The following is a 25,400-nucleotide window of genomic DNA, read 5'->3' on the forward strand; positions in this document are numbered from 1 at the left end:
TCACCCGCTCAACCAAAACAACCATGAGCTGTGACCTCACAGTCGAGGCTACCAGAGGCAAAGTCTAGAGGACTTTGCGACGCGACCCATGGATTGTTTGAAACAGCCTCCTGTATTAAAGTACAGCCACACGAGCACAAGATCGTGCTATAGAGACTAACACTGGCCATTGGCTTTCCATGCCACAAACACATTGTCTATTGGAATCACCGTGTAGAGAGCGTATGTCAATTATGCAATATGCTAAAACACACAATGGACGATCGAATTTTCCAGGACAATCTGAGCAAACCGTAATCAAAGGACACCTTGCGCTTCTAAATGTCGAACGTAGAAATTTGGGATCCGTCCTTTCCGACTTTGTAAGTAATCATATACATCGTCTACGTTAGGAGGAATCTTCAGCTCAAGCGCGACTGAACGATCCACTCCCTGAGACATAAGGCGCAATTCTGCAGAGTTCATTGATCCCATCTCTAACATCCGATCAAAGTTTGTCGTCCATTGTTCTGCCTCGTGATCTGACTCTTCGAGCATGTCTGAGAGCATACCATAGTACTTGACCAAAACGAACCGAACATCATCATTAATCAAATCAAGAACGCTGCGTATGGACGTTCCAATGGATTCGTCAGGCACATTAGGGGAATCACGTCGAGATTGGATCATTGAACGATACGAATTGCCACACAACCACTGATCTGCAACAACTACAATAGGGGAAATCGCACCATGTTTGGTTTCTCGATTCGCGGGGTCAATCCCGAGCTCGTTGTCCTTTGTAAATTTGAAAATCTGATTCAACCGCTGAGTAACGTCCAGAAGTCGGTTGTACGAATATTCCCCTTGGTTGTTTGCAACGACCCAATGTTCTGGTTTATCGATCACTAAACTATATAATTGATCTTGTTTGAGAGGGTCAACTGTCGGATTGCGCCTCAGTAGCCGCTCCGGAATATCCACATTTGCAAGACTCTGTTGGAGTTCAGACTTCATAGAAGTTATCTCGTCATCTGAAACACCTTTTTCATTGAGGTAAGATTCTACATCATAGTCAGATTTGAGATGTCGAGATCGCAGTAAGACAGACGTATAGCGGAGTGAATCGTCCTCCACCTGTCGAATGTCGTCACTTTCAAGCGCTCTCAAAAGTTCATCCGGACGACTTGTCGCCTTACTAGTTGATGGTTCTACAGTTTCTTCCACCTCATCCTCTAGCTTGTCATCAACCCACTCATCATCCTCAGCCTCAACACAGTAAATTGCACCATATAATCGCGAATCTATTCGGCCCACACGTCCGACTAGGTTTTGGAAATCCAGTTCTGACAACTTCTCATTCCCACGATAGGCACTAGTGAGAAAAATTTTCTCAGCAGGGAGATTCACGCCTTCAAGCAGTGTTGAAGTACAAACAATTGTGTCTAAACCTTCTTTGTCTCGGTACAATTCTTCAATCTCTTCACGTGCAATTTTTGGAACACGACCGTGATGAAATGCTACACCTTTCCTTAGATAATCAATCAAAGGATAATCCTCGTGAATAGCATTTGCCAAGAATTTACACAAATCATCAACCCGAGACGATGTCACAACTCGATCTCGATCCTCAGCAATCACTTCAGCTCGTTCTTCGGCGTGATTTGTTCGACCAGCATAGACCAAATTCTGACTGTCTTTTCCATATTCACTCAATAAAACATTCAGCGCCCGTTTCTTGCTAGTTTTGGCCACCGTATAATTGACATCATCAGGCTCTGGAATTGTGAATCGTAGTTTATCTCCAGTTGGTGAATGTAAAACAACATCTATTTTCCGTTGGCTTTGGAGTTGGTTTTCGGATTTTTTGAACCGAAGGATGACTTTCATCTGTAATATAGGGGTGAAAGCAGATTTTATTTCAGCCACTTTTCGATGAGATATCAAATTGAGCGTAGTAGAGGGGTTCTTCAAATACGGGCCAGCAGCGATGATCTGTGTGTCGTGCCATGTATCACTCAGCAATTGGATAATATCTTCAAAAAGGACACCTCGCTCGCCATCTTGAACGTTTTGAATTTCATCGAAGAAAATCAGTTTCGGATCAATTCTTGATCGATTTTCTTGTTCAATTAGTCGCAGGCATCGTTCAGGAGTTACAACAAGAAAAGTGTGACCAGTATCCTCATCATCGTCTTGACTGTCAAAATAGGCCCCTGTTTTCACAGTTACATCTTCGTGAAGGTTGCTAAGTTTTTTGCTAACTTCCGATATTAATGCGCGTGTTGGAACAACATATATAGCCTCAAAGACCTCTCCATGTTCTAATTCACTTTCGATAAATAAGACAATTGATTTCAAATCAGTCTTTGAAATGTGTTCCCGTATACGCTCTATTAGCTCTTCATCGGAGAGAGGGTCTGTCTGCAATTCGCTCAAATCTGGATCATCATAGCCTACAAAGATGGGATGTATAATCTGATAATCACGTTCCTGCGAAACGAATAAAGAAGCCAATTGTTCAATTTTCTCAGATGAAAGGTTTTCGCTCAGATTTCCTGCAGCAACTCCTAATTCATGCTGGTTTCTGATTTGGCTTCCATCGCCATGGAAACGATCCGTACTATCAAGCGATTCTTCAATACCGCTACCGAGCTCCCCATACATTTTCGCTTCTCCGATTGCAAGACTGGGATCGCCGTTAAAATTTCCGAAGAAAAGCCCATCAGAACCTTTGATTTGGGTCACTGGGTTTTGCTTCCAACCAAGCTTGTGAGATACCATTGGGATGTCAAGAACGCCGTCTACAAGTAAGAATAGAATCAGCTCCCCCCACTTACCATCATAGCGCGCGTCATCAGTATAATCAGAGAGTTTCTGTGCACGATGCATTGGACGGTCGAATTCTTCCACTTCTTCCTCCGAAAACGCGAAGTACGGATATTTCTTCCCCAAATATTGTATGAAACTACTATAATCAAGTGTACCGTAGTTTGGTTTCACGATATAGGAATTAACCTGAACCTTGCTCTCCTGCCATTGATCGCCTTCTTGAATATAGTCAATAAGCTCTTTTCCATCGATCACCGTGTGCTCTGACCAAGGTACATCAAATTCCTCCTCCATCTTTCAACTGTTGAGTTACACATCCAATAGGAGGATAATAAGCTTACCTCCGGAATGTGTGAATCAGCTCTGTTCACCCGGATGCAACCGCGGGGTCAGTCTCATCGGTTCCACCTGCGAGCTCAACATCAAGGCGGATCCTGCGGTACGGAACGTAGGGACGTTTCGTCTGACCCTCGTCGACGATGAAGATGAGACCATACTGGTCGAGCACTCCCACATCGTCGTGAACTGGACGATAGTCACGATCGAGAGCGTCCGCGAGTGCGGTGATGCTCTCGGCCGCACCGTCAATGGCGATCAGCAGGCGCAGAAGTTCGATGCGGCGCTCGGTGAGGATTTTCCGCAGATCGTCGATGCTCGCAAACGAGACGACTGCGGGCGTCGATTCATCGTCTTCGACAGTGCGTGCTGCTGCAACCGTTTCCTCACGTGCTTGCTCGAACGGTTCGACCGTGATCCGAAGTGTCTCGGGATGAGGCCGGTCACGCGGGTCGCGATATTCGGCGGGCCAGCCGTCGTCGGTGGGGTCGTTGTCAGTCATTTTGTGTCTCCTCGATGATGCGCGCTATTTCAGTGAAGAACAGGCTCACGTGCGCGACAAGGCTCTGAAATCCGAGAGCAGTATTCTCGCCGTCGGCGACGTGTCGGTGGTGATTGCCGAGTGTTTCATCGTCATGAGCGTTGTCGTAGCGCAAGATTTCGCCTTCTTCAGGGTGGTAGTACTGGAAGCGATAGAACCACCCGCCGGGATAGCCTGCGTCGAGAATCGCGAATATCTCGACACGTCCACCCGGGACAGCACGGTTGAGTTCGAGTGGTCCTGACATCTCGTGCGCCTACTATGACCTATAACCTCATAGGCCATAAAGGCTGTGAGGATCTACACTTTGTGCAGACCACTCGGACTCTGATGAATCGCAACGGTAATCAGCATCATTAAGTGGGAAATGGATCAACAGACAAAACAATGAGTTTGGTTGCCGTTACGCGAAAAGAGTATCTCGATTCAATACGTTCGTACACACTCATTGGACTCGTCGGCCTGTTCGTGACGTTCACGGTCTTCTTAGCGGGAATCCAATGGATACCCAACCTACCAGGTGTTAGTGTGAGTGGTGATACAAACACACTAGCGCTCTTGAACAGTATGAGGCAACCCTCGCTCTATCTGGTACCACTGGTCGGGATCATGGTCGGATACAAAGCGATTGCTGGCGAACGTTCCAGCGGCAGTATCAGGCTCATTCTCGGACTCCCGAACACTCGCGGAGAGATCTTCTTTGGAAAATTGCTCGGCCAGACTGCTGTGGTCTCGACAGCAATTCTGGTTGGATACGGTGCGGCTGCCCTCGTGGCGTTGATTTCGTACGACTCGTTTGCACTTGTCGAATTCGGGCTTTATACCCTGCTCACACTACTATATGCTCTGGCTTGTGTTTCCATCGCGCTCGGCTTCTCAGCAAGCACGCGATCGCGGACGCGCGCACTTGCGGGTGCAATAACTGTATACTCCGTGATTCTGATATTCTGGGACGGAATCACAGCACTCCTACAGACGGCAACAGTCGGTTATACAGTCCCGGCAGGGGAACAACCAGCTTGGCTATCAGTTGTCTATGGTCTCAATCCTTCAACAGCGTTCGCCAACGCCGCAAGAGCAGTCCTCCCTGAATACCGTGAAATTACTAGGTTTACATACATAGAAACGAATATCTGGGTCGATTGGTATGGCTTCATTGTCCTTGGTCTGTGGATCGTTATTCCGATAGCTATTGGGTATTTTTGTTTCAGCAAATCTGACATAGAATAGTCGAGAACAGCAGTTTGAAATTCCGTAATTCATCGAATATCCCCTGAGAAGACTGTAGAAGAGAATTTTCGACCCTATGCGCCGACGACGAAGACGACCACCAGCGTGATGATCGCGAGCGTCTCCGGAAGGACGGTCATCACCAGTGCTACACCAAACGAAACCGAATCTTCGGCGAGAGCGCCCAGCGCCGCAGCACCGATTCCCCGTTCAGCAATTCCTGCGCCGAGTGCTGCAATTCCGACGGCAAGTGCAGCGACAGCATCCGCGATGTTGCCCGTTATTTGAATCGGTCCACTGCTCCCGGCCATCTCGAAGCCAAGGGCCAGCATTGGGTGCATATGTTCGTTCGTGTCGGTGGGTAATAGTAACTTCGCCAAAATCTATATTAGATAGAGCCGAGAAGCTCTCTAGACCCCATATGTGGATAATCCATCACGGAGAATATCGCCATATCTAAATATCAATTAGACCGATCTTGATAGAATGAGCTTGGTTGCAGTCACCAAAAAAGAGTTTCTCGATTCGATCCGCTCATACACACTCCTCGGGCTTATCGGACTCTCGGTGGTCTTGTCGGGGTTTTGGTCAGCTATTCAGTGGATTCCTGAGATGTCTCAGCCAGTCAATGGTAATCTGGACATGCTGGCGCTCTTGAATAGTATGAGACAACCGGCGCTGTATCTCATACCTATGATTGGGATCGTGGTTGGATACAAAGCAATCGCTGGTGAGCGTGATAGTGGGAGTATCAAGCTTCTTCTTGCACTCCCGAACACACGGAGAGAGGTTTTTCTTGGAAAGGTTATCGGTCAAACTGCCGTAGTATCGGTTGCCATACTCACAGCGTACGGCACCGCTGCGACTATCGCTTTCTTCACATACGATTCGTTTTCTCTTTCAGTATTTGTAGCGTATACACTTCTTTCAGCGCTCTATGCGCTGGTTTGTGTGTCAATTGCGGTCTCGTTCTCGGCAGTTGCAGAAACGATGCAGTGGGCGCTCTTTGGAGCGATTTCAGCATATCTCGTGATATTGGTTGTTTGGGACGCGATTGGATCACTACTCACGGTAGCATTTGTCGGCTACCCAATAGAGGTGGGAGAGCTCCCGAGCTGGATCGCGGTATTTCTCTATATGAATCCTTCAACGGCATTCGCTCAAGCCACACGGGCAGCTATCCCAGTAACTCGTGAGATAACGTCGTTTGCTTTCTTGAAGGCGAATTTCTGGGTTGACTGGTATGGGTTCATTGTCATGGGATTATGGATTGTTGTCCCGCTCGCTCTTAGCTATCTGATATTCAGGCGAACAGACATAGAGTGAACATCTATCAGCAATACACTAGCGACGGTACATAACTGAGGTCAGGCATTCTCAATGCATGGCTCAATTGAAGCCGCGAATATCTGCGGTGTTCACGCATCTATCGCCCGTTCTATGTTGTGAACGCCAGCAATGAGAGCTATCTCTCTGAACTGGCGTAACCAGTCACGCGCTCGCACGGCGGAGCCGTGTGAGCGCTTGAGTGAGGAGTTCACGCTCTCGGTCGTCGAGCGCTGGTGATAGCGCTCGTCGTCGATGCGGGCGTTGTGCGCGTGGTCGTACGGTGCGAACACGCGGTGTTTGATGAGCGGTCGGACGCCGACCGCTCGAAGGGCTTCGCGGAAGCTCATGTCGTCGTAGCCCTTGTCAGCGGCGAGGCTTCGAAGGTCGCCTGCGTTCCGCAGGGCGACCTTCGGACCGATTCGCATCCCACTCGGCCACTTCGTGCTGCAGTGAAGATCCAGGATCGCTCCCTCGGTAGTGTCGACCAGAAACGTCGCTTGAATCGTTCGTATCGAGCGTCCTGTCCGCTTGAGGTAATGAGCCGATGCCTGTTGGCGATCGAAATAGGTGGCATCGATCGCAGCGTGGCCGTTCTGATCGAGCAGCTCCGCCGAGCGGCGGAGCAGCTCTCGCCAGACACTCATTGGAGCCCGCTTGAACGCCTTGCACAGCGTCGAAGGCGCGGGAAACTTCCCGCGCCGGAGACCCAACAGAAACCGAATACGCTCCATTTCCTCGGCCCAATCGATGATCTCCTCGTACTCGGCGTCCATGTGCTCGCAGAGGTAGAGCAACACGGCGTGCTTCCAGCCGGCAAACCCGTTGCCGGCTGGATCGCTGAGCTGCATGAGCACCGCGTCAGTAAGCTTTTGAGCGAGTGAAGCCACCTGCTTCACGAAGCGGAAGAGCGTCTTCTGCATAACAGCACTCTCCCGCTTCAACTCCGTGATTCTGGCGGCCTATCCCGCTGCCGTCTGCGGATTCAACTGAGCCCAATGCATAGAAAATGCAGCTGATTTGGAATGGTTGATCTCAGATTGAGATTCACCCAGATCGAACAGTAGGCATCCGCAATCCATATAGGATACACAGGAGTCCGGCGATCTGACTGACCTCTCCAAGCACGCCATAGATGAATTGGCCGACTATTGGTGCGAGATATGGGCCAATGAGAAGCAAAACTGGTGTCCAGCTGATGTCGGCTAGCTAGATTTGTCATGCATAGACTGGCCATTCATTCTAACGTGCTCTTACGTGTAGTAAATGAGCGGCAGTCTCCATCACTTTCTCATCTGAGAATCGAACCAGAACAGCATGAAATAAAGCGGCATGACTCAGCTTTGCACGTTCAGAGATACCACCCTTTTGAACCGTCTGAGCCGTCCGAGTGAAGGAAGAGATGCTCGATTTCTTCCATCAATTCGTCAAGAGCCTGTTTTGGATGGTCTCGCACCCACGAAAACAGGTTATACACAGCTTCCTTCAGAGCGTATTCCAGCTGGACTTGGATCGACGACGCTTTCGAGCACTGCGTTCCCGAGGCGCTCGATTCAGGACCAAGCCGCAGCAGACTGTAGGCCAGCATCTGGAGGTGCCAGTGCCGACTGGCACCTCCCTCATCCCGTACCTCGCAGTCTCCAAAGCCCAGATCCTGCTTCGAATCCTCGAAGAACACCTCTACCGGCCATCTGAATGAGTACGACCGGATCAAATGCTCAGACGGTGCGCCGATCTTGTTCGAGGCGAAATACCTTAGCGGATTCTCGTCGTCCTCCTCTGTGACTTTCTCCGCGATGAGGAGTCGTACCTCGCCCAATTCCGAGACAGACCGCTTCTGTGTCCAGATTTTGTAGGTTTCATCGTCGATCTCTCGCTCAACCGTGTCGATGCGCTCTGCCAGCGCATCGACGCGGATCTCCTCGCCACCGTAGGTCACTTGCCGATTGCTGCGAAGCGGGCCGATCCAGTCCTTGTCGTATGATTCGATGTGGTCGATGAGATTCGAATCGTGAGTGAACCACGAATCCATGAGGTAGGTGTCCGCCGGGACACCTACCTCGTCTTCGAGTTCCGTGATGATCTCTCTGGCAAGATCGTACTTCGTGCGGTCGTCGTCATCATCGTAGAGCCGGAAAGCGAGCGGGTAGGCGGTCTTTTCGTCAGCGTAGAAGGCGTAGACGAGATTCTGTCCCCAAACAGTCTCGCCTTCGGCGTGATCGTAGAATCTGCCGACACCGGGAAGTTCCTTCCCGGTTTTGTGGTTCACCGAGTCATCGAGGATGATGTAGCCATCCTGTGACCAGCGCGTTTCACCGTGTTTCTGCAACTCTTCGAGGCGTTCGTGATTTACCTGATCCTCGTCCCAATCGTACTCGGTGAGGAACTTGTTGACTGCTCGTTTGCCCTGTGCGGGAATGACCTCGCGTGCGATCCCAGCCACGGTCTTGTTGCTGGCGGCAACAAGACCTGTGGTGTAGGTTTTCGCGTGATGCTGTTGCTCGGGCGACAGTGACTCGAACTCGTCGATTGGCTCCGTACACGACAGAAGATCTGTGATTGGCAGCATCGTCCGCTACCCTCGCCTACAACGCGGCGCTACTTAACGTGCAAAGCTGAGGCGGCATGAAACAGCGCCGCCGCTCACGAATCGGGCGAACACGAGAGAGATCGGCGTCAGTCGGGTGGATCGAGACCGTAGAACTGCTTGGCGACGGTCAAGAACTGGTTCGCATCCACCCGTGGCTTGTACGACCGATTCTTGCCGTCGATGGCGAGCTTCACGAGGAGATCGACGAGTCGCCAGACGTTATAGAGGACGCACGCGAACGCGAAATTGAAGAACCGATAGTCGCTCTCGGTCGAAGTGGTTCTCACCATGAAGTGTTTCTGCTTCTTAAACCCGTTCTCAATACCCCAACGACGCCGATACCAGCGGATCACCCGCTCGATCATGTGGATGAATTCCTTTCCGCTCATCTGCTGACCGGCGACGTCGCGGGTGGTCACATACGGGTGGTTCGTCTCAAACACCACTGTCTCGGATGTGTCCACGTCTCCGTTCTGCGCTTTCTGCTTGCGATCTTCGACTTCCTCTTCGCGTTGGATGTCCGCGAGCAGCCGTGAGAACGACATCCGCCCGCTTGGTTCGCCCTCCACGTCCTCGAACTCCCACTCGCCGCACAGTTCCGTCCACACTTCCGAGAGACTGTCGTCTTCGTCATCGTCGTCATCGCCCGAACTCGACTGCTGCGGGAGATAGATTTGCTTGCGTGTCGGCGTGTCGTCATCGGATTCCTCTTCGGTAACGTGGAAGCGTTTGCCGTTGCGGTACATCCACGCGATGGTCTCGGCTTCGTCACTGCCTTCGAAAATGCGCGTCGGATTCAGGAAGTGGACGCCGTACTCTTCGCAGGTTTCCTTGACCGGACCGCTGTCGAACTCGCGGTCCATCATCACGAGATCGAGATTCACCATCTCGGTCGTGTGTTCGAGCAGTTTCTCCACGATCTCATCCTTCGATTGGCCTCGTTCGCGCGGGATAGCGTCGAGGACGAGCGGCACGTCCATCCCGACGATTTTGAGCACCGCCCACTGGTAGTAATCGCTGCCGTCCTTGTACCCGAGGATGTCGTCTTCGTGGTCCTCTACGTCGCCAGTAAACGGAAATCCCTTCGTCACGTCGATGGCCGCCCAGAGCTTGCCTGTGAGTTCGCCGTTCTGTCGGGCGCGGGCGATGATCATCCGCGTGGTGCTCCGCAGCATTGAGCGAATTTCACCGACCGAGTGCTTCCCGATCTGGTAGCGGTGGGTCGATCCAGTTGGAATACGTTCGCGCGTGGTATCAAGCGAAAACGAGGCCGGACCGCTGCGCGCGTACATATCCTCACGCATTCCCATGTAGGCGTGCTGTTCCCAGAAAGCGTTCTCGTGAATTTCCCAGTTTGGTCCCCGATCGAGCGCGAACGCATCGGTGACGAACGGTTTGGCTTGCTGCCACACCTCGTCGGTTTTCTGTGCGAGCAGTTGGCGTTCCGGACAATCAACGGTGTCTGGTTCGTCTTCGTCGCCGGTGTCGATTCGTTCGGGCAGGGAAACATCGCAGGCGCGTGCGGCCTTCACAATCGCCTCAGCACACTCCTGTACGGCGTCGCGGAGGGCCTCGCTGAAACGGTGATTCCATGCTCGCCAGAACGTCGATTGATTCGGCAGCGACTCGAAGCCGAGCCTGCGGAGGAGAGATGAGTTTGCTCGGAGGTGGTCGTGGAGAGCGGTCTCGTCCCAGCCGTTGATTTCCTCGACGAGAAACGCTCGCACCAGTAGCGCCATCGGGTACGGTCCCGAGTACGGCGCTAACGAATCGTGCGCGGCGAACGTGAGATAGTCAATCGGGAGCCGAGAAACCAGCATTTCGATGTCGGCGTAGTCCGTCGCGCGTTCGCATTGGGACTGCACGATAGTCGTGACATCCACGACGAATCCGTCGAGAGCATCGTCCGTCCCGTCGAGTTCGTCTTCGAAAAACCGGGTCTGTCCGTGATAATCGGTCGCGTCGGCGACGAGAGCCGCTGCAACCATCTCCGCCGTGTCGTTCAGCCGGTTCGCGGCGGGTGATTTCGCGTCGATACGCGCGGTCGTGTCGGGTGAATCCGCGTCCGACTCTGATTGTGAGTTCACTCCCATGACATCTGTCTCACCCGCCACCACGAGTCACCCAACAAGCAGACGGAAGGGCAGTGTCGCCCGTTCGATTACGTCCTGTGGTGCGGTGAGTGCTGTGCCATAGGTTTTGTCGGGTATACCGACCGTACCGCTGATGGGTAGTTAATCGGTCCGGTTTCCACCCGTGCCCTCACCGGATCTGTGCTCAAACGAACGTCGTCGGTCACTATCCGTTCATACTGCGGATCACTCCGTCGATATCCTCGCAGATGGAGGCTGTTGTTCGCTTCGAGCGTCAAGCGGCGGGAGTTCCTTCTCACCGGCGTCAACCTTCGCCCGTTCGAGTCGCCACTGGTCGTTATCGAACGGGACATCGTAGTTTGCTTCGGCCCGCGCGAGGATGCTCTGGACCGCGGAACCAGGGATCTCGAAGAACGACGCGGTGGCGTGTTTCTCACGACCCTTACGCACCTCGCGGATGAAGCTCTGCGCGCGAACGTACTCCGAGGGGATTTGCTGGAGGAATCCATCCTCAACCGTGTAGCCGAACGGTGGTCGTCCAACACGCTTGCCATCGGCAATCGCGGCGTCGATGCCCTCTTGGACGCGCGAACGAATCATCTTCCGTTCGGCGTCGGCGAACACCATCATCATGTTCAACATCATTTCGGCCATCCAGTCGTCCTCGCCGACCGTCCCGATAGGTTGGTTCACGAGGTCGATGTCGACGCCCTTCTCACGGAGATCCTCGACGAAGCCCGCGAGGTCGGCGAATGATCGCCCGAACCGGTCGAGTTCGTGTGCGACCACCACATCGTACTCCGCGACGGACTCGCGGAGGCGTTGGTACTCCTGCCGCGAGGTCGATGCCCCGCTCTCACCGAGGTCGCAATGCCACTCGATCTGGTTATCCTGCTCATCATACTTCTCGCGGATCGCGCGCATCTGTCGCTGTTCGTTCTGGTCGTCGGTCGAGATGCGGACGTAGGCGGCGATTTGCATGGTGAGTTCGGACACCCTATTCGTACCGAGATTCAATATATAAAGAACGGGGGTTTTCGTATCGATACGAAAAACACCAGTTTTTCGTATCGCTTATACGGATCTCTGTTCGAGGATCGGGCGTTCGTGACAGATTTAGCACCACTCTTGGAGCGCGTCAAATGCGCGGGAGTACACCGCCTCGGACACGATTCCCTCGACCGTCTCATCCGCCTCACTGGGCGTGAACGGGCCTAGTGGAACGACACCACCTGCCATTTCCCGATGCCCGCCGGCACTTCCGTCGTCATCGAACGCCTCCTCGATTACTTCGCCGATGTGGACGTGGGTATTGCGAGTACGTGCGCTCAGATGGATCGAATCGTCGATGAATCCGAATACAACGGTCGTGCTCACGCCTTCGAGATTCAGCAGGTAGTCCGCCGCTTGTGGCAGCGCGTCCCGCTCAGACGTCCGGCCCGCGGAAGCGACGAGACACGACCCGCGCACTCGTCGGTTGAGGACCGCCTGCCCGATTGCGTCGAGAGTGATACCGGTGAACAGCGAATCGGCAAGCGTCCGCAGAGTGTCTTTGTCGGCCTCGGCGTGGAGATACTGAGCAGCCGCGTACTCGGCTTCCGTCACTCCACGCATGAATCCGAGCGTCTCTCGTCGAATACCGAATAGTAGTGCCGTTGCAAGCTGCTCGTCAAGAGCGAGATCCAACGCACGCAGGTACTCGACCATGATCGTCGCTGTCGCGCCACTGTCCGGCTGATGATCGAGATACTGAGCGTCTACGTCATCTGCCGGGTGGTGATCAATGACGATATCAATCGGTGTTTCGGCAGACACCTCGTTATTACGGCCAGGAACCCCATGATCGACGAACGCGAGGAGATCGGATTCGCTAGGAGTCGCGTCGGCGTATGGCTCAGTGGGTATATCAAGGAGGTTGACCATCGCTCGATTTTGCTGGTGAGTGATTTCCCCGCCATGGTAGATGTCGACGTGTTCGACACCTGCCTCTTCGGCGATGTGGTCGAGAGCGAGCGCGCTCGCTAGACAGTCCGGATCGGGATTATTGTGGCAGATGATTGCGAGCGACTGGTTTGCATGAAGAATATCAAGGAGCGCATCGGCTCGTGTCGCTACGTCCACGGCATCGTTATCGACTCTCCCGGAGCCATTCCCCCGCAGTGATTGATTCATTGCGCCCGTATCGCCGGTCTCTCCTGTCATGGGCTAACCTCCTCTTCGGGACCGAACGGCTGGTACGGACGGAAGAACTCCTGCTGGATCATCCTCCCGTGCTCGATCTCGAGTCCGAGTTTCGAGAGTGCCGTGGCAATACGCATCAACTCGTTCGTATTTGTTCCGACTGCCTCCACATGGAAATTCTCTCGCCCGGGCATAAGGTCTCGTACGTTAACTACTCCTGGCACGTCGAGAGCCCGCAGAATGTGTGTTTTCGATTCGAGAACCGAAGCACTACAAACAAACAAGCAGATCAGCATTCCATCGATCTGTTCATAGTCAATATGTGCGTGGTAGCCCCTGATGATGTCCTCGTCTTCTAGGCGCTGAATGCGGTTGCGGATCGTTCCGTCCGAGACATCTGTTTCGTCAGCAATCGTCGGAGCAGACACGTTCCGTGCATCTTTCATTAGATGGTAAATGACTCGTTTGTCGATGTCGTCGATGGAGCACACCATGATTTCACCACCCTGATTTGATTTGTTTGTGATAATTCGATAAACTACGGACGTTCTTCGCGTGTGCCACAGTGAAATAGTCGGTAGAGGAACTGCTGTTGTGCGCTTCTTCTGTCGATTATCATGAGTCTGTTAATGTCCCAGTTCGGTATATGCCTTCCGGTGCAACACACGTAGCGATCACACAAAGTCAGTATACCATCGGATCGCCGGATTAGAGTGGCGACACAGGAACGACAGACAGCGGGGACGGTCTGGATCGCTGATCCACCGTCCCGACGCAGGAATGGCAACCGGAAACTCAGTCGGGGGAATGGAACCGTTCGAGCGCGTCCCTAACGGCATCGTTCCGGCCGATTAGCGTGATACGGTCTCCAATTTGAAGCTCGAAGTCTCCACCGGGAGCCGTATTCTCGCCGTCGCGGCTGACGAGCGCGATCAGGCATCCCTCGGGGATGACGGTGGCGAGGTTGGCGATGGTCCTGCCGGCGACATCCCCGGCGGTGATCTCGAATTCCTGGATGTCGCCCGATTGGCCGAGTTCGGTCATCCAGTTCCAGAGCGCCGGGCGTCCGATCTGATTGTCGATGGCCCACGAAGTGGCGTTGGTCGAAGAGATCGTCTCGACATCCAACTCCCCGAAAGCGTCGGTGTTCTTGGGCTGATCCACCCGTGAGATGACCTGCTCGGTGTCGAACGTCGTGGCAGCCAGCTGTGCCACGAGGAGGTTAACGCTGTCGTTACCGGTCGTCGCCACGATTCGCGAGGCGTTCTCAGCTCCCGCGGTGCGCAGCACGTCGCTGTCGCTTCCGTCACCGATGTGGACAGTGAATCCGGCTTCTCGGTTGGTCTTGGCAATGGATTCGTCGTTCTCGATGATGACGACGTTCTCGCCGCGGGCTTCGAACCGGGTTGCGAGATCTCTGCCGACCTTGCCACCGCCGACGATGAGTACATGCATCAATTTAATCAACCGGAGTGTCGCGGTGAACGTGCCTCTCGAACCTCGGCCCCCTCGCGCAACTTGTCTTCGCAGTAGGGGCAGACCCGAACAGTATCCATCCCATCAGGAGCGAACACGCGGACGTACTGGTCGGACACGAATGACTCACAGTTACGACAGTGTGGCATACAGGTTTCACTCCGGCGGGACTTCTCCCTGCCACTTGTGCATGAGGATCGAACACTGCGCCGTCTCGGCGATCTCGTCGGTTTTCCGGCCGAACAACGACTGACGGAGCCACCACCCACGCGACGTACCGATAACCATGATATCGTGATCCGCCGAGAGTTCACCGAGTTTCCCGATCACGTCGTTGCCGTTGACGAGTTCAGTTTCAGCCTGAACGCCGAACGCTTCCAGCCCGGTTGCGGATTTTTCGAGGACCTCCCAGCCGTCCTCTTCGGTGTTCTCGTTCCCGACCACGTACGCGAACGTGACGGGCGCTTCCGAACGCTGGCTGAGGATCGCAGTCATCCGGAGACGGTTTTCGTCCGGAGGGATGACGACTGGTACGAACAGTGATTCCGCGTTCGTCGGATCCGCGTCGCCCCTGAAGACGAGGACGTCACAGTCTGCTTTGCGGAGCAGTTGCTCGACGATCCGCGAAACAGCGTCCGTATCGGTCCATCCGATGAGGATGGCGTCGGCATCGTATTCCTCGGCCTCTTCGAGGATGCCGGCGACCGCGTTGCGCGCAGTCCGAATCGATCCCGTGCTCTCGATACCCTGTTGTCTGAGCTGGTGTTGACTCTGGGCAACGCTCTCCGAGCCCGTGCGCCACGCCTCCTGTGACCCGACGAAGCTCCGATCAGTCGTCACATGAACGAACTGCACCGCGCCGTGTCGCGGGTCAACGAGGAGACTTGCGAGCTCGGTCAGGTTGTTCGGGTCAGACTTGTCGCCGACTGGGACGAGTACCCGCTCGTAGCCGGTCTGTTGTGCTGTTTCATCCATCAATGATCACCACGCTCGAATTGGTTGTGTTCAGTCCCTATGCGCTGACTACTCGCGTTCTGCTGGTTTTGCTGGAGTTCTTCTCGCACCATGAGATTGAGTTCGAGGACGTTCACAGCTTCGTGGCCCCAGACCCCGAGCCACGGCTCCGCCGTCGCCTGCTGGATCATTCCGCGCAGTTGTTCCGCGGAGATGCCGGTTTGATTGGCGACCCGCGGCACCTGATACTGAGCGGCGGCCGGCGAGATCTCCGCGTCGTATCCCGATCCCGATTCGGCGACGAGGTTGACCGGCACAGTACTATCGGGCGTCTCGTACTGCGAAATGTTGCGTAAATCCCCCCGGACGCGCTTGGAGAGCGCGGGATTGGTCGGTCCGAGGTTTGCACTCCCCGACTGCATCGCGTCGTAGTTGATCGAGGACGGCCGTGACCAGAAGTACTGCGCGTCGCCCGGATCGTTGGGGCGGAAGTCCTGGCCGATTTCGGCTGATCCAACCACCTGCCCATCGACAGTGACGGGGCTTCCGGCCGCGTTGTTCGGGAAGACTGCCGTGCCAATGACTGCTAGCGACCCCTGGTAGAGCAGCCCGCAGATGAGCAGGCCCACGCCCAGCAGTCGCAGCGGCACGAGGACATCGCGTCGTTCCATTATTGGAACACCCCCAGAGCGACGAACAGCACGTCGATCGCCTTGATGAAGATGAACGGAGCGATGAGTCCACCACCACCGTAGACGACGAGATTTTTCCGGAGCAGTTGCGCGCCGCTCTGAGCCTCGTAGTCGACGCCGCGCAGCGCGAGCGGGATCAGTAACGGGATGATGAACGCGTTGTACATCAACGTCGCCGTGACCGCGCTCGCCGGCGTCGAGAGATTCAGGATATCGATCGCCGCCAGTCCCGGAACCGCTGCTGCGAGGATCGCGGGAAGCAGCACGAAGTACTTCGCCACGTCGTTGGCGACCGAGAACGTNTCGATCGCCGCCAGTCCCGGAACCGCTGCTGCGAGGATCGCGGGAAGCAGCACGAAGTACTTCGCCACGTCGTTGGCGACCGAGAACGTCGTCAACGAGCCACGCGTCATCAACAACTGCTTGCCGATACCGACGACTTCGATGATTTTCGACGGGTTCGAATCGAGGTCGACCATGTTCCCGGCCTCCTTGGCAGCGTTGGTCCCGGCGTTCATCGCAAGGCCGACGTTAGCTTGCGCGAGCGCGGGCGCGTCGTTCGTGCCGTCGCCGGTCATGCCGACGAGTTTGCCTTCGTTCTGGACCTCTTCGACGAGGTCGATCTTCTCTTCGGGGTCGAATTCCGCGTAGTGGCGGTCGATCCCGACCTGTTCTGCAACCCACGCGGCTGTGCGCGGATTGTCTCCCGTTGCCATGATGGTTTCGACACCCATTTCCTGAATTTGTGCGATCCGGCTTGCGATACCGGGTTTGAGTTCGTCCTGTAGCTCGATGATTCCAACAACGCGCTTGTCAACCGCGATGGCGAGCGGCGTCCCTCCGTTCTCGCTGATCTCGTTCGAAACGCTGCGAAGCTTACCGGGTACGGAGTCAGCGTACTCCTCTACCGCGTCGACCGCTCCCTTGCGGATTTCGGTGTCATCAGGCAGGTCGATACCGCTCATTCGCGTCTCCGCCGAGAACGGGACGAAGGTGTCCTCGGAGAGGTCGCCCTTCTCGTAATCGAGTTTCTCGCGGAGTGCTGCCGGGTTGGGGTTGCCCCCGAGGCGCTTTTCAGCCAGCTCGACAATGGACCGTCCCTCGGTCGTCTCATCGAAGTACGACGACTGGAGTGCTGCGGTCGTGACGGTTTCTTCGTCTGTATCGCCCAACGAGTGGAAATCCTGGACAACGCGCTCACCGGTCGTGATCGTCCCGGTTTTGTCGAGGATGAGGGCATCGAGATCGCCCGCGGCCTCGACTGCCCGGCCCGATTTGGCGATGACGTTCCGTCGGGTGACGCGGGTCATCCCGGCGACGCGGATCGCCGCGAGCAGCGCGCCGATGGTAGTCGGCATGAGCGCGACCAACAGCGCCACGAGTTCGACGATATCGAGACCCGCGAATCCAGTGACAAACGTTGCCAGATACTGGCCGAAGAAGTACATCGTCGCGACGGCCACGACGAACACCAATGTGAGACCACTCAACAGGATCGTCATGGCGATCTCATTCGGTGTCTTCTGCCGCTGGGCGTTCTCGACGAGACCGATCATCTCGTCGAGGAACGACTCGCCCGCCTCGGTCGTCACCTCGACCTTGATTTGGTCGGAGAGGACTTCGGTCCCACCGACGACCGACGTCCGATCGCCGCCGGATTGGCGGATGACCGGATCTGATTCGCCCGTGATGGCGGACTCGTCGACCGAAGCACTTCCTTCGACGACGGTTCCGTCACGGGGGATCATGTCACCCTCATCGATGAACAGGGTCTCACCCTCTTCGACCGTGTCACTCTCGACAACCTCGTAGTCGTCTTCGGTGATGTCTTCGAGCGGTGTGTCGTCGTTCAGGAGCCGTTTGCCNCTCTCGACAACCTCGTAGTCGTCTTCGGTGATGTCTTCGAGCGGTGTGTCGTCGTTCAGGAGCCGTTTGCCCTTGGTTTCGGTCTGTAACGCGCGTAGGCTGTCCGCCTGCGCCTCACCTTCGAGCTCGGCATAGGCCTCTGCGTAGTTGGCGAACAGCACCGTGAGTCCGAGCAACGCGGTGATGACTCCATAGTAGACGCGCGACCCCGCCGCGTTGAACAGTGGCGGGTAGATCGTCAACAGCAGCGCGACTACTGTCCCGAGTTCGACCACGAACAGCACTGGATTCGTGACCAGATACCGCGGGTCGAGTTTGCTGAACGAGTCGGTGATCGCCTGCTTCTGTTGGTCAGTATCGATGGTGATCTGGATTTCTGCCATGTCAGATGCCTCCACTCAGGAATTCGCCGATGGGACCGAACACCAGCGCCGGCAGGAACACCAGCGCACTCACGATGATGATGACCCCGATCAGCAGGGTGAGGAACGCGGGCGTCTCGGTATCGAGCGAGCCGCGCGATTTGGGACTGATTTCCTTGTTTGCGAGGTAGCCGGCGATGGCCAATTGTGCGGTGATCGGCACATACCGGGCCAGCAGGACCTGGAACCCGTTGACGAGATTGAAGTACAGCGTTCCGTCGCCGAGACCCTCGAACCCACTTCCGTTGTTCACCGAGGCCGAGAAGAACTCGTAGAGTACCTCGGAGAATCCGCGGAATCCGGCGTTGTTCATCGCGTTGATGGCCCCCTGGAAGATGGACGCGTGGGCCATCGGGATCAACACCAGCAGCGGGAGCACGAGAATAACGACAAAGACGTAGCGCATCTCGTGCCATTCCAGTTTCTTCCCGAGGTATTGGGGCCGTCGGCCGATCATCAACGCGCCGATGAAGGCAGTGAGGATGACGAACATCAGGATGTTCAACAGTCCTGTGCCCACGCCGTTGCTGATGTTGTTCGTGGCGAACGCGAACAGCAGGGAGAACGCCCCCAGCGCGTTCCAGCTATTGTGCATACTGTTCACACCGCCGTTCGTCGTCGCTGTCGTGGAGAGACCCCAGATGGCGCTATCAGTCGGCCCGAAGCGGGTCTCTTTACCCTCCATGTTGCCGGCTGACTGGTCAACGCTCAGGCCGCCAGCCGAGACATCCATGCCAGGGTTGGCACCCGTCTCACCGACGATCGCGACGCCAGCGAGCGCGGCAAAGATGACCAAAAACCCTGCGATGAGCACGATACCATGCGAGCGTTTGCCGACCCACGCACCANACGCCGTGGCGGCGTTCGCGCCGTTGATGCCGCCGCCGTTCGTCCCGAACATCTTGATCGCCTCGATGCCGGCGTGGGGACCGATCCGCATGTTCTGAATCCCCATGGTGAACGTGTCAGCGGTCAGTTTTCCGCTCGTGATTGTCTGGACGGAGCCCTCTGCGATCAGGATAAGTGCGATGAGGAACGCGATCGGGAGCAAGAATCGTACCAGCCCCCGCACGACGTTCTCGTAGAAGTTGCCGAGGTCCGAGTTCTCTCGGTTGGTGAACCCCCGTACGAACGCTGGCATCACGCCGAGGCCCGTCGCGGGAGTAAGGAACATTGCAACCCCGATCCCGAAGGTGTGCGCAAACACCGAGAGGTTCTCACCGATGTAGTGTTGCTGGTTCGTGTTCGAGGTGAACGAGCTCGCCGTGTGGAAGGCNCCGAAGGTGTGCGCAAACACCGAGAGGTTCTCACCGATGTAGTGTTGCTGGTTCGTGTTCGAGGTGAACGAGCTCGCCGTGTGGAAGGCGAGATCCCAGCTCTCCCCATCCACACCGGCGTAGTTCATCGGCAGCACGTCCTGGAAGGACAGAACGAGCCACAACAAGGCCCAGATGAACCCGTTGAAGATCAAGACGGCAACGGCGAACTGTTTCCAGTTCATCCGACGGGTAGGATCGATACCGCTCACCCGATAGATGGCGTTTTCGATAGACGAGAACACCCCATCCAGCCGCTCGAACCACTGAAAGTGGCGCGGCAGGCTAAAATCGCTGTTCGCTTGGTCGTGGTAGACCCATGCGAGGTACTCGCCGACCACGTAGATGAGGGGGATGAGTATGGCGAAGAACACCACGTACTCGACGAGAGGGCTTGGGTTTGCCATCGGTCAGAACCTCGTCGGATTCAGCATCACGTACGAGAGGTACGCGAGCACGGCGAGAGTGAGGATACCTAATCCAGCAGTTCCGATCAACATGTCTCAGACTCCTGTGATGCCGGTGAAGATGAGCGATCCTGCGGGTGGATGCGCAAGTCATTCTGTCTGATCACCCAGCCACTGCGTCTATTACACCGAGATGAAATTTCTATGCGTATTTTATGATGGATGGATGCTATCGGCGAACGTATCCCACCCAGTCCAGCCGAATCTTTCGTCGGTGGTTGCGACTGATGTTCCCGTCTCTCTTCGCTGCACATCATTTGTGATCCACACATGACCATCACAACTACCATAATCACACGCCGCTATAAGCATGTCGAAACGACGATTTGCGGGGATTGAGCCAGTACAGTGGTTTACGCTCGGGTATTGCAATTCATGATGCATACCTAACATAGCATTTGATCGGTAGACTACTCCAGCGATTACTCGTCAGTGGCCGTCCCGCTTTGTTCGATGGCGTGTTTCCATCGGTAGTAGACCGACGATGGAGTGCCGCCCCCTTGTCTTGCGACTAATACCGTCCCTGAGGCTCGCTGACCGACAGCGTCCGGTGTCGAACCGAACAGAAATCGCCTGAGTGTGTTCTTGGTCGGTGCCCCGAGGATAGTCACGTCGTATGCGTCTGACCGCTTGATTATCTCAGCTGCTGCGTCCTTCGCCTCGACGATCTCTGTTGTAACCCCTTCCAGATCGGCCAAAACCGGCGAAATGAAATCCAGCACTCGCCGTGCTTCTGCACGATCTTCGCCGCCAGCGTCCGGGTCGAGCACGTGGATCACGTCAATATCAGCAGTAGATTTCAGTGCAAGCGCGCGAGCGGCTACCGCTGCGAGACCGGTGTGTGGGCCGCTCCCCGCTGCGAGCAGTATGCGTCCGTGCTCGCCCACCCTTGATCTCGGATTCTCGACGAACACGTCACAATCGGCGTCGGCAAGCATGGTTTCGACGGCACCCTGATCGAACCTCCATCGAAAGCGCGACCTCGTACTTTGGGTCATCAGGACGCTGTCACAGTGGTATCGTGCAGCGGTGTGGCGGATCGCTGCGGCCATTCGGTGATCGGCGCAGAGTAGCCCGTGTGCTGTCGCATCGATGCGGGACCGTGCGATAGCTTCGAGCAACGATTCGACGTGCTCTTGTGCTCTGCTGTATGTCTGCTGCGCTTCTGTTTCGAGCCGTTCCCGACCGTCGTCATCGATCCATCGTTTGATTCGTGCAAGCGAGCGCTGTCCCGATACAGTAGTTACTCCCAAGAGGAGAACCGACCCGTGATGTTCGTGAGCGAGTGCTTCGGCACTGGCTAAAACCGGCTCGATGGGTCCCGGATCATCTTCTGTAATCACCTGTTCGGGAACCGGAACGAGGATTCGGTACCGATTCGTGAATTGATTCTGCGTGGAAACCTGAAGGTACGGCTCGGTCTCTTCGGTCGAGTCGTCGTCAAAGACATCGATAGAATATTCGACGGAGCCATTCATCGGACCATTGCCACCTTCACGCTGGTTACCAACCTCTCGATTTGCTGTACAAAGCACAGAATTCTACGACGGCGCATCACGACCTTTGTCCCACACTAGTACGGCCTTCGATTTTCCCGATGAGCTCTCGCTGTCTGTGATCGTCTCCATCATCACATATGATACGATATAGATATAATCCGTTTGGGCAATCTTCACAGTCATCGTTACAAGGAAGCGCCTCCTTCATCGCTAATCGATCATCGTTCTCGTTTCGACGGATCCGATCTTGCCTCTCGTGCAGTTCACGTCGATACTGATTGTCGTGTCGCAAACGGAGTAACGAACGGCTGTACTCGAAGGCCGCGCGAAGTTCGGCCTCATCCAAGTCCTCAAACTGTCCTGCGAGCGCACGTGGAAGTGATTCGGGTACAGCGGGGACGGCCTCCGCTTCTGTTTCCCTCATGCACTCCACTCCAGACATCCATCGCCGGGGATCCATCGTAAGTCGTAGTTCCTCTCGAACAGTGAGCGTGGAAGGCCCACTTGCCCGGCCGCTCGCTGGACGGTAATGCCGGTGCTGTCGATCACAGCCACCACGACGTGCTCCTGACACTGGTAGTCGTAGAGAGCAGTTCCGCTGTCCAGTTCGACGGGAACTGCCGACGTGCATGTCGATATCATGGGTGGACGGTTTCGGCCGGTGGACGACTTCGACGTTCCATTCGGTGTGCCGAAGTAGATGGTCCTTACCGGTCGATTACTGGCTCGGTAAACGGGTACTGTATAAACATGTGTTGATCACATATGGGGAAGAAACGTACATGGCACACATCCGGTGGACATAAGAGTAATGGAGTCGGGTGACGAAGGACTGTACATGAAACTCATCAAACCGACGGACTTCGACATTCTTCAGGAGGTGAGCGATGGTGAGCGCCACATCGCGCCGAATCTGGCCGAATTGCTCGATCGAGACCGTCAGTACATCAACAATCGACTGGCCGAATTGACCGGAAAGGGTCTCCTGGAAAAAGTGGGACCATCGGAACGTTCGAACCAGTACACGATTACGGATAAGGGGCTGATCACCTTTCAGCTCCGCTCAGAATACGACCACGTGACGGCCAGCGAGTTCGGCGAGCGAGTCATGGAGCGATTGTTGGAAGCACGACAAACGGAAGGGGAGGACCACAGCCCGATCACGCTTGATGACCTCTATATCCTCCAAGTGCTCGCCAAACACAACGGCGAAGCCGATTCGTCCACGATCACCGACGAGCTCGATTTGCGCGAACCGTACGTTCTTCAACGGCTCCATATCCTAGCGGACCTCGACTTGTTAGTGACGATACCAGCCGAACGCGGAGGCGGCTGGCGACTGAACTTCAAATCGCTTGATCTGCTCTCTGGCGAGATAGCGATCGACGACCTCCGCTCGGCACAGCTAGACGGGGACTTGCTCGATGCGGAGGAACTCCCTGACGAGCCGCTGACGAGCGAGCGACTGGTCGACGTGCTCTTGGACTCCGAGGAACTCCTCGAAGAACTCGTGGAGTCGGAACAGTTTCGTGCAGCACTTTTGCAGTCGGAACGGTTTCGCACGGCGCTTCAGGAACAAACCACTAAAGAGACGTGGGTCCAGTGACCGAACGCCCCTGATTTACGACGAAGAATCGGTGCTATGACAGCCCAATTCGGATTACTCGCCGGTGAACGGTGTTACGACCTGTGAGGTCGCTCCTTCTCGCGAGAACACCGTGACGAGATCTCCTCGCTTGATCACCGTGTCACCCTCGGGGATGAGCAACTCACCGTCGCGGTCGATCGCAACTACGATCGTCTCATCAGGGATCAACCCCCCTTCGTTGGCCTCCTGAAGCGTTTTGTCCCCGACGGGAGCATTCACTGTGATCGGAATCTCGAAGATTTCAGCACCTTCACCGAGTCTCATGAAATCCCGTATCGAGGGTCGCTGGATCGAGTGGACGAGGTACTGCGCTGTGAGACGCTGTGGATTCTGGATGACGTTGACTCCGAGCTCACGAAAGAGACTGAGATGACCGGGGTCTTGAACCGCGCTCACGAGCGAGGACGCGCCAAGCTCGCGTCCGAGCATCATCACTGTGAGATTAACTGAATCGTCGTCGGTGGTGCTGATCAACGCATCTGCCTCTGGAACGCTTGCCTCAGTGAGCACCTCCCGAGAGGTCGCATCGCCGTTGATCATAAGACAGTCATACTTCTCGCTGACCGTCTCGGCCGTCTCAGGGGCTTTTTCGATGATGATTACGTCGTGTTCCTGTTCGCGTGTGGTCAGCTCAATCGCGTGACTCCCAATACGGCCGGCACCAACAACGACGATGTTCATGAGAGCTTCTCGAAACCCAAGGACAAATGCCCTCTGCTACGATTAGAGTGGCTCGCTCGTAGCGAGTCGTCTCGACGCACGATTCGGAAACGAACGACTGAACCCGGTACAGACGCAGATGAATGAAGGCACGCTCTTCCATCGCTAATGCCATTCCGATATTATAACATCCAGGTACTGCGAATGGCATAGGTTTGTGATACCTGTGAAGCACACATTTATGTGACGCGGGGTTGTAGAGGCTGAACAACCATGTCAAGCAAACAAAACGGAGCGAGCACGGAGAGCGACGCGACCAACGCGACTGAGAGTTCGTACCGAATACTCGTCCCAATCCTCGATTCCGACATCGAGCGTCGTATGGAGGGCGATGTCGAACGGCTACTCCAGACGGCGCGGGCTATTGCTCGTAACCGTGACGGTGAGATCTTGATACGGAATATCCTTCACATTCCGGAGCAGACACCACTATCCCTCGTCGAAAACGATGCGGTAGCCGAACAAGCGCGTCAAGAAGTCGACCAATTCGTCACATATACTGAACAGTTGGGAAAGAATATTCCCGTTAGTGGGGGAATCTGCATCACCCACGACGAAGTCAGTGCGATCCTCGACTTGACCAGTCACCACGATTGTAGCGCCGTCCTATTGGGTGTGCGGGACGAATCCTCACAACGTCGTCGGCTTCTTTCGGGTGATACCGTCGAAAAACTCGCCGCACGGGCCGAAGGTGACGTCTTCGTTCAACGGTTCGGGAGAGATTCACCACAGGATAGCGTCGGTTTACCACCCGAACAGCCACAGCGAATCCTCCTCGCAGCTGCCGAAGGACCTCATTCCGGGCTCGCTTCCGAAATCGCCGAGGCACTTGCTGCGGAAGCCGACGCACAAGTGGACGTGGTTCACGGGGTGGCAGAAGATGCGACGGACGGCGAACGCGTCGACGCCGAAAACGTCGTCGAGGCAGCGGCGCACGCACTCAATATGGTAGATGATGTCGAAACCACCATCGTCGAGACGGACACCATCGCTGAAGAGATCATCGAACGCTCGGACGAGTACGATGTGACGGTCATCGGCGCACCGACACAGGGTCTGTTGGAGCAGTTCGTCTACGGATCGGATCCGGAACGGGTGAGGAGCGGTGCGGACGAGACAGTCTTGATGGCGAAAGAAAACACGCCCGCCCGTACGTCCCTCTACTATCGCTGGCTGAAAGGCGATGACGTACGAGCGAACTCTGGCTCCGAATAGTTGACTGGAAGGACCGT

Annotated in this window: 24 protein-coding genes; 4 read left to right on the forward strand and 20 right to left on the reverse strand. The window is 55.3% G+C overall.

Annotated elements, in window-relative coordinates:
* Window positions 1–297 precede the first annotated feature (297 nt).
* The 3 genes from C451_RS05380 to C451_RS23130 all read right to left on the reverse strand — a co-directional run bounded on the left by C451_RS05380 (window position 298) and on the right by C451_RS23130 (window position 3,935).
* On the reverse strand, window positions 298–3,105 hold the full coding sequence (locus tag C451_RS05380; RefSeq protein WP_007738526.1) for a Hachiman antiphage defense system protein HamA: 2,808 nt from the start codon (window positions 3,103–3,105) through the stop codon (window positions 298–300).
* Between the two features lie 73 nt (window positions 3,106–3,178).
* The gene (locus C451_RS05385) at window positions 3,179–3,649 is read right to left on the reverse strand and encodes an HVO_A0114 family putative DNA-binding protein (protein ID WP_007738528.1); all 471 of its coding nucleotides are present in this window, start codon (window positions 3,647–3,649) and stop codon (window positions 3,179–3,181) included.
* Window positions 3,642–3,935 carry a toxin-antitoxin system TumE family protein gene (locus C451_RS23130; RefSeq protein ID WP_007738530.1) on the reverse strand — a complete coding sequence of 98 codons (294 nt, stop codon included), beginning with the start codon at window positions 3,933–3,935 and terminating at the stop codon, window positions 3,642–3,644. Before C451_RS23130 ends, C451_RS05385 begins: the two co-directional genes overlap by 8 nt.
* 140 nt (window positions 3,936–4,075) lie before the next feature.
* Between C451_RS23130 and C451_RS05395 the strand changes: the two genes are divergently transcribed.
* Window positions 4,076–4,918 carry an ABC transporter permease subunit gene (locus tag C451_RS05395; protein ID WP_007738532.1) on the forward strand — a complete coding sequence of 281 codons (843 nt, stop codon included), beginning with the start codon at window positions 4,076–4,078 and terminating at the stop codon, window positions 4,916–4,918.
* Window positions 4,919–4,992: 74 nt separating this feature from the next.
* Here the strand turns inward: C451_RS05395 and C451_RS05400 are convergent, their stop codons facing one another.
* Entirely contained in the window at window positions 4,993–5,229 is a 237-nt protein-coding gene (locus C451_RS05400; RefSeq protein WP_049912988.1) for an ATP synthase subunit K, read from the reverse strand.
* 175 nt (window positions 5,230–5,404) lie between these two features.
* Here C451_RS05400 and C451_RS05405 point away from each other — a divergent pair, with 175 nt between their 5' ends.
* Window positions 5,405–6,244, forward strand: a complete 840-nt coding sequence (locus C451_RS05405) for an ABC transporter permease subunit (RefSeq protein WP_007738536.1) — start codon at window positions 5,405–5,407, stop codon at window positions 6,242–6,244.
* Window positions 6,245–6,336: 92 nt separating this feature from the next.
* Here C451_RS05405 and C451_RS05410 read toward each other — a convergent pair whose 3' ends face one another.
* The 15 genes from C451_RS05410 to C451_RS05470 all read right to left on the reverse strand — a co-directional run bounded on the left by C451_RS05410 (window position 6,337) and on the right by C451_RS05470 (window position 22,442).
* Window positions 6,337–7,167 (reverse strand): IS5 family transposase, encoded by an 831-nt coding sequence (locus C451_RS05410; protein WP_007738541.1) that lies wholly within the window; start codon window positions 7,165–7,167, stop codon window positions 6,337–6,339.
* A gap of 428 nt (window positions 7,168–7,595) precedes the next feature.
* The gene (locus tag C451_RS05415) at window positions 7,596–8,813 is read right to left on the reverse strand and encodes an IS701 family transposase (RefSeq protein WP_007738543.1); all 1,218 of its coding nucleotides are present in this window, start codon (window positions 8,811–8,813) and stop codon (window positions 7,596–7,598) included.
* A 107-nt stretch (window positions 8,814–8,920) separates the two neighbouring features.
* Entirely contained in the window at window positions 8,921–10,822 is a 1,902-nt protein-coding gene (locus C451_RS05420) for a transposase (RefSeq protein WP_049912989.1), read from the reverse strand.
* A 330-nt stretch (window positions 10,823–11,152) separates the two neighbouring features.
* Window positions 11,153–11,908 carry a recombinase family protein gene (locus C451_RS20950; RefSeq protein WP_080503512.1) on the reverse strand — a complete coding sequence of 252 codons (756 nt, stop codon included), beginning with the start codon at window positions 11,906–11,908 and terminating at the stop codon, window positions 11,153–11,155.
* A 135-nt stretch (window positions 11,909–12,043) separates the two neighbouring features.
* Complete coding sequence (locus tag C451_RS05430; RefSeq protein WP_193788303.1) at window positions 12,044–13,129, reverse strand: DHH family phosphoesterase; 1,086 nt, start codon at window positions 13,127–13,129, stop codon at window positions 12,044–12,046.
* Window positions 13,126–13,602 (reverse strand): Lrp/AsnC family transcriptional regulator, encoded by a 477-nt coding sequence (locus C451_RS05435; RefSeq protein WP_007738553.1) that lies wholly within the window; start codon window positions 13,600–13,602, stop codon window positions 13,126–13,128. The genes C451_RS05430 and C451_RS05435 overlap by 4 nt, the downstream gene beginning before the upstream one ends.
* A 301-nt stretch (window positions 13,603–13,903) precedes the next feature.
* Window positions 13,904–14,563, reverse strand: a complete 660-nt coding sequence (locus C451_RS05440) for a potassium channel family protein (RefSeq protein WP_007738556.1) — start codon at window positions 14,561–14,563, stop codon at window positions 13,904–13,906.
* An 8-nt stretch (window positions 14,564–14,571) separates the two neighbouring features.
* Entirely contained in the window at window positions 14,572–14,733 is a 162-nt protein-coding gene (locus C451_RS24585) for a DUF7563 family protein (RefSeq protein ID WP_449271508.1), read from the reverse strand.
* Window positions 14,734–14,740: 7 nt separating this feature from the next.
* Window positions 14,741–15,559 carry a universal stress protein gene (locus C451_RS05445; RefSeq protein WP_007738557.1) on the reverse strand — a complete coding sequence of 273 codons (819 nt, stop codon included), beginning with the start codon at window positions 15,557–15,559 and terminating at the stop codon, window positions 14,741–14,743.
* Window positions 15,559–16,209, reverse strand: coding sequence for a K(+)-transporting ATPase subunit C (gene kdpC, locus C451_RS05450; RefSeq protein WP_007738558.1), 651 nt, complete (start codon window positions 16,207–16,209; stop codon window positions 15,559–15,561). Before kdpC ends, C451_RS05445 begins: the two co-directional genes overlap by 1 nt.
* Window positions 16,209–18,479 carry a potassium-transporting ATPase subunit KdpB gene (kdpB, locus tag C451_RS05455; RefSeq protein ID WP_007738559.1) on the reverse strand — a complete coding sequence of 757 codons (2,271 nt, stop codon included), beginning with the start codon at window positions 18,477–18,479 and terminating at the stop codon, window positions 16,209–16,211. The genes kdpC and kdpB overlap by 1 nt, the downstream gene beginning before the upstream one ends.
* A gap of 1 nt (window position 18,480) precedes the next feature.
* Complete coding sequence (locus tag C451_RS05460) at window positions 18,481–20,241, reverse strand: potassium-transporting ATPase subunit KdpA (protein ID WP_007738560.1); 1,761 nt, start codon at window positions 20,239–20,241, stop codon at window positions 18,481–18,483.
* Window positions 20,242–20,244: 3 nt separating this feature from the next.
* Window positions 20,245–20,334, reverse strand: a complete 90-nt coding sequence (locus C451_RS24355; RefSeq protein WP_080503513.1) for a potassium-transporting ATPase subunit F — start codon at window positions 20,332–20,334, stop codon at window positions 20,245–20,247.
* 389 nt (window positions 20,335–20,723) lie between these two features.
* Window positions 20,724–21,779: a universal stress protein gene (locus C451_RS05465; protein ID WP_007738561.1), complete on the reverse strand. Its 1,056-nt coding sequence runs from the start codon at window positions 21,777–21,779 to the stop codon at window positions 20,724–20,726.
* Window positions 21,780–22,220: 441 nt separating this feature from the next.
* Window positions 22,221–22,442 carry a hypothetical protein gene (locus C451_RS05470; RefSeq protein ID WP_007738562.1) on the reverse strand — a complete coding sequence of 74 codons (222 nt, stop codon included), beginning with the start codon at window positions 22,440–22,442 and terminating at the stop codon, window positions 22,221–22,223.
* A 169-nt stretch (window positions 22,443–22,611) separates the two neighbouring features.
* On the opposite strand from C451_RS05470, the gene C451_RS05475 reads away from it, so the two are divergent.
* Window positions 22,612–23,406, forward strand: a complete 795-nt coding sequence (locus tag C451_RS05475) for a MarR family transcriptional regulator (protein ID WP_007738563.1) — start codon at window positions 22,612–22,614, stop codon at window positions 23,404–23,406.
* A 54-nt stretch (window positions 23,407–23,460) separates the two neighbouring features.
* On the opposite strand, the gene C451_RS05480 is transcribed toward C451_RS05475, so the two are convergent.
* The gene (locus C451_RS05480) at window positions 23,461–24,129 is read right to left on the reverse strand and encodes a potassium channel family protein (RefSeq protein WP_007738565.1); all 669 of its coding nucleotides are present in this window, start codon (window positions 24,127–24,129) and stop codon (window positions 23,461–23,463) included.
* A gap of 252 nt (window positions 24,130–24,381) precedes the next feature.
* Here C451_RS05480 and C451_RS05485 point away from each other — a divergent pair, with 252 nt between their 5' ends.
* Window positions 24,382–25,383 (forward strand): universal stress protein, encoded by a 1,002-nt coding sequence (locus C451_RS05485; RefSeq protein ID WP_007738567.1) that lies wholly within the window; start codon window positions 24,382–24,384, stop codon window positions 25,381–25,383.
* The last annotated feature ends 17 nt before the right edge of the window (window positions 25,384–25,400 follow it).

Origin of the sequence: Halococcus thailandensis JCM 13552, assembly GCF_000336715.1 — an archaeon.
Taxonomy (GTDB): Archaea; Halobacteriota; Halobacteria; order Halobacteriales; family Halococcaceae; genus Halococcus; species Halococcus thailandensis.

Excerpts from the sequence above, each read along its gene's own strand:
- C451_RS05470 (WP_007738562.1), bottom strand. The coding sequence starts at position 22,442 with ATGATATCGACATGCACGTCGGCAGTTCCCGTCGAACTGGACAGCGGA.
- C451_RS05430 (WP_193788303.1), bottom strand. The coding sequence starts at position 13,129 with ATGACAGGAGAGACCGGCGATACGGGCGCAATGAATCAATCACTGCGG.
- C451_RS05395 (WP_007738532.1), top strand. The coding sequence starts at position 4,076 with ATGAGTTTGGTTGCCGTTACGCGAAAAGAGTATCTCGATTCAATACGT.
- C451_RS24355 (WP_080503513.1), bottom strand. The coding sequence starts at position 20,334 with ATGTTGATCGGAACTGCTGGATTAGGTATCCTCACTCTCGCCGTGCTC.
- C451_RS05385 (WP_007738528.1), bottom strand. The coding sequence starts at position 3,649 with ATGACTGACAACGACCCCACCGACGACGGCTGGCCCGCCGAATATCGC.
- C451_RS23130 (WP_007738530.1), bottom strand. The coding sequence starts at position 3,935 with ATGTCAGGACCACTCGAACTCAACCGTGCTGTCCCGGGTGGACGTGTC.
- C451_RS05405 (WP_007738536.1), top strand. The coding sequence starts at position 5,405 with ATGAGCTTGGTTGCAGTCACCAAAAAAGAGTTTCTCGATTCGATCCGC.
- C451_RS05400 (WP_049912988.1), bottom strand. The coding sequence starts at position 5,229 with ATGGCCGGGAGCAGTGGACCGATTCAAATAACGGGCAACATCGCGGAT.
- C451_RS05435 (WP_007738553.1), bottom strand. The coding sequence starts at position 13,602 with ATGGTGTGCTCCATCGACGACATCGACAAACGAGTCATTTACCATCTA.
- C451_RS05480 (WP_007738565.1), bottom strand. The coding sequence starts at position 24,129 with ATGAACATCGTCGTTGTTGGTGCCGGCCGTATTGGGAGTCACGCGATT.
- C451_RS24585 (WP_449271508.1), bottom strand. The coding sequence starts at position 14,733 with ATGCCACACTGTCGTAACTGTGAGTCATTCGTGTCCGACCAGTACGTC.
- C451_RS05475 (WP_007738563.1), top strand. The coding sequence starts at position 22,612 with ATGGAGTCGGGTGACGAAGGACTGTACATGAAACTCATCAAACCGACG.
- C451_RS05410 (WP_007738541.1), bottom strand. The coding sequence starts at position 7,167 with ATGCAGAAGACGCTCTTCCGCTTCGTGAAGCAGGTGGCTTCACTCGCT.
- C451_RS05445 (WP_007738557.1), bottom strand. The coding sequence starts at position 15,559 with ATGGATGAAACAGCACAACAGACCGGCTACGAGCGGGTACTCGTCCCA.
- C451_RS05420 (WP_049912989.1), bottom strand. The coding sequence starts at position 10,822 with ATGGTTGCAGCGGCTCTCGTCGCCGACGCGACCGATTATCACGGACAG.
- C451_RS05415 (WP_007738543.1), bottom strand. The coding sequence starts at position 8,813 with ATGCTGCCAATCACAGATCTTCTGTCGTGTACGGAGCCAATCGACGAG.
- C451_RS05380 (WP_007738526.1), bottom strand. The coding sequence starts at position 3,105 with ATGGAGGAGGAATTTGATGTACCTTGGTCAGAGCACACGGTGATCGAT.
- C451_RS05485 (WP_007738567.1), top strand. The coding sequence starts at position 24,382 with ATGTCAAGCAAACAAAACGGAGCGAGCACGGAGAGCGACGCGACCAAC.
- kdpC (WP_007738558.1), bottom strand. The coding sequence starts at position 16,209 with ATGGAACGACGCGATGTCCTCGTGCCGCTGCGACTGCTGGGCGTGGGC.
- C451_RS05440 (WP_007738556.1), bottom strand. The coding sequence starts at position 14,563 with ATGCATGTACTCATCGTCGGCGGTGGCAAGGTCGGCAGAGATCTCGCA.
- C451_RS20950 (WP_080503512.1), bottom strand. The coding sequence starts at position 11,908 with ATGCAAATCGCCGCCTACGTCCGCATCTCGACCGACGACCAGAACGAA.
- C451_RS05465 (WP_007738561.1), bottom strand. The coding sequence starts at position 21,779 with ATGAATGGCTCCGTCGAATATTCTATCGATGTCTTTGACGACGACTCG.